The 2,928-nt window shown below is 76.9% G+C and carries 3 protein-coding genes; all 3 read left to right on the forward strand.

Annotation, left to right across the window (positions count from 1 at the left end; all coding sequences use genetic code 11):
* On the forward strand, nt 1-884 hold an 884-nt coding region (locus HCN56_RS24820), incomplete at its 5' end, for an ATP-binding cassette domain-containing protein (protein ID WP_167974793.1).
* Nucleotides 881-1,903: an ECF transporter S component gene (locus tag HCN56_RS24825; protein ID WP_167974795.1), complete on the forward strand. Its 1,023-nt coding sequence runs from the start codon at nt 881-883 to the stop codon at nt 1,901-1,903. The genes HCN56_RS24820 and HCN56_RS24825, both read left to right, overlap by 4 nt.
* 223 nt (nt 1,904-2,126) lie before the next feature.
* Nucleotides 2,127-2,708 carry a TMEM165/GDT1 family protein gene (locus HCN56_RS24830; RefSeq protein ID WP_167974797.1) on the forward strand — a complete coding sequence of 194 codons (582 nt, stop codon included), beginning with the start codon at nt 2,127-2,129 and terminating at the stop codon, nt 2,706-2,708.
* The last annotated feature ends 220 nt before the right edge of the window (nt 2,709-2,928 follow it).

Consider the following 2,928-nt stretch of genomic DNA (forward strand, 5'->3'; position numbering starts at 1 on the left):
CGCCCGGCGCGGCCGACGGGCCGGCGACGCCCGCCGTACGGCTGCGCGCCGTGGGCGTGCGGCGGGGCCGGCGCCCCGTCCTGCACCAGGTCGAGCTCGACGTCACGGCCGGTGAGGCGGTGGCGCTGATGGGTCGCAACGGCGCGGGCAAGTCCACCCTGCTGCGCACCCTGGTCGGGATGCACCGCGCCGCGACCGGCCGGGTGTCGGTCGACGGGATCGACCCCGCCCGGACCGCGCCGCGTGAGCTGCTGCGCCATGTCGGGCTGGTGCCGCAGGACCCCCGCGACCTGCTGTACGCCGAGACGGTGGACGCCGAGTGCGTCGCCGCGGACCGCGACGCGGGGGCGGCCCCGGGCACCTGCCGGACCCTGGTCGACCGGCTGCTGCCGGGGCTCGTGGGCGGGACGCATCCGCGGGACCTCTCCGAGGGGCAGCGGCTGGTGCTGGCGCTGGCGGTGGTGCTGGCGGCGGCGCCCCCGCTGCTGCTGCTCGACGAGCCGACCCGCGGTCTCGACTACGCGGCGAAGGCGCGCCTGGTGGAGGTGGTGCGGGAGTTGACCGGCGGCGGTCATGCCGTGGTGCTGGCCACGCACGACGTGGAGCTCGCCGCCGAGCTGGCGGACCGGGTCGTGGTGATGGCCGAGGGCGAGGTGGTGGCGGACGGCCCGACCGGCGAGGTGGTGACCGCCTCTCCGGCGTTCGCGCCGCAGGTCGCCAAGATCCTCGCCCCGGCCGGCTGGCTGACCGTGGCCCAGGTGGCGCGGTCGCTCTCGCCGGGGGCGGCGCCCCGAGCCGGGGCGGACGGACCGGCCGCCGGCACGGCGGGCGACGCGCCGACGGGACCGGCGGGGGACGCCGGAGGGCCCGGGGGCGCGGCGTGACGGGCGCGGGGAGTGCGGGCGGCGGCACGGCCGCGCGCGGCGGAGCCCCGGTCCGGCTGGGCGCGCGCTCCTGGACCGCGATCGGGCTGCTGACCGCGATCGGCGTGGTGGCGTTCGGCTGGCCGCTGCTGGCCGACGAACTCTCCGGGCTGGCGCACTCCGGGGACGCCCCCTGGCTGTTCGCGCTGCTGCTGCCGCTGCTGCTGGCGGTGGTCGTCGCCGGCGTGTCCGAGGGCGGGCTCGACGCCAAGGCGGTCGCCATGCTCGGTGTGCTGGCGGCCGCCGGGGCGGCGCTGCGGCCGTTGGGCGCCGGTACCGCCGGCCTGGAGCCGATGTTCTTCCTGATGGTGCTGGCGGGCCGTGCCATGGGGCCGGGGTTCGGCTTCGTCCTGGGCGCCGTGACGATCTTCGCCTCCGCGCTGCTGACCGGAGGCGTCGGACCGTGGATGCCGTTCCAGATGCTGGCGATGGCCTGGGTGGCGACGGGCGCCGGGCTGCTGCCGGACGGCGGGAGGCTGCGGGGGCGTGCGGAACTGGTGCTGGTCGCCGCCTACGGGGCGGTCGCGGCCCTCGGGTACGGGCTGGTGATGAACCTCCAGGGCTGGCCGTACCTGGCGGGGATGGGGACCGGCATCTCGTTCGTGCCGGGGGACCCTCCCGTCGAGAACCTGCGGCGCTTCGCCGCGTACGCGACGGCGACCTCGCTGGGGTGGGACGTCACCCGGGCCGCGTTGACGGCGGTCCTGGTGCTGACCGTGGGCGGGCTGGTGCTGCGGGCGCTGCGCCGGGCGACCCGCCGCGCCGCGTTCGACCCGCCCGTCGCGTTCGCCCCGCCCACCGGGGCCCCGCCGCCGGGAGGACCGGGCGGCACGTCGCCCGCTGCGTCCGGTGACGGAGAGGGCGGCGGCACGAGCGGCGGCACGGCACAGCCGACGGCGGACGCGGCGGCCCCGGAGCCGGGCGCGGGGGGCCGGGGCAGTGGCGCGCGCAACAGCGCCGCCCCCGGTGGCTTGCCGTAGAGTGGGCGGGTCTGAAGGGGAGTAGCTCTTCGCCGGACCGTCGACATACTGGTCCACCCGCCGCTCGCGGAGGTGGACCCGGCGCCCGGAGCGGGTGTCGCGCAGTGCGCGCCGCCCGCCAGCGAGACCTTCGGCTCAGCAGTGTCCATGACGCTGCCGTGCCGAAGTGTGCGCTCTCCTCGGGCCCGGTCGGCACGGCCCGACCGACGAGGTGTTCCCACCCGTGTTCAGTCTCACCGTCGCCGCCGTGACGTTCGGCGTCGTCTTCCTCGCCGAGTTGCCGGACAAAACGGCACTCGCCGGCCTGGTGCTCGGCACCCGGTACCGCGCCTCCTACGTCTTCGTGGGCGTCGCCGCGGCCTTCGCCTTCCACGTCGCCCTCGCCATCGCCGCCGGTTCGCTGCTGGGGTTGCTGCCGCAGCAGCTGCTGGCGGTCATCGTCGGCCTGCTGTTCCTCGGCGGCGCCGTGCTGCTGCTGCGGCAGAAGGACGAGGAGGAGGGCGAGATCCGCAAGCCGGCGGACCAGTCGTTCTGGAAGGTCGCCGGCAGCGGCTTCATGCTGATCCTCATCGCGGAGTTCGGCGACCTGACGCAGATCATGACCGCCAACCTCGCCGCCCGCTACGACAGCCCCCTCTCGGTGGCGGTAGGCGCCGTGCTGGCGCTGTGGGCGGTCGCGGCCATCGGCATCCTCGGCGGCCGCGCGCTGATGAAGCGGGTCCCGCTGCGGCTCATCACCCGGATCGCGGCGACCGTCATGGCGGTGCTCGGCCTCTGGAGCCTGGTGGAGGCCGTGCGCGGCTGACGACGGCGCCGGCCCTGCGACGAGGGCCCGGTGCGGACCGCCCGCTCGAACCCGAGCGGTCCGCGCCGGGCCTTCGTGCCGTGCACCGCAGCGGGCGTCGCACGCGGCGTCCGAGCGGGCGCGGCATGGCGGCGGGGTCGGCGAGGCGTTCGCCGCCGACGACCGGCTCGGCATCGTCTCCTTCCGCATCGCCGACCCGGAGACGGGCGTCACACAGCGC

This window comes from Streptomyces lonarensis, assembly GCF_012033735.1.
GTDB classification, from domain to species: Bacteria; Actinomycetota; Actinomycetes; order Streptomycetales; family Streptomycetaceae; genus Streptomyces; species Streptomyces lonarensis.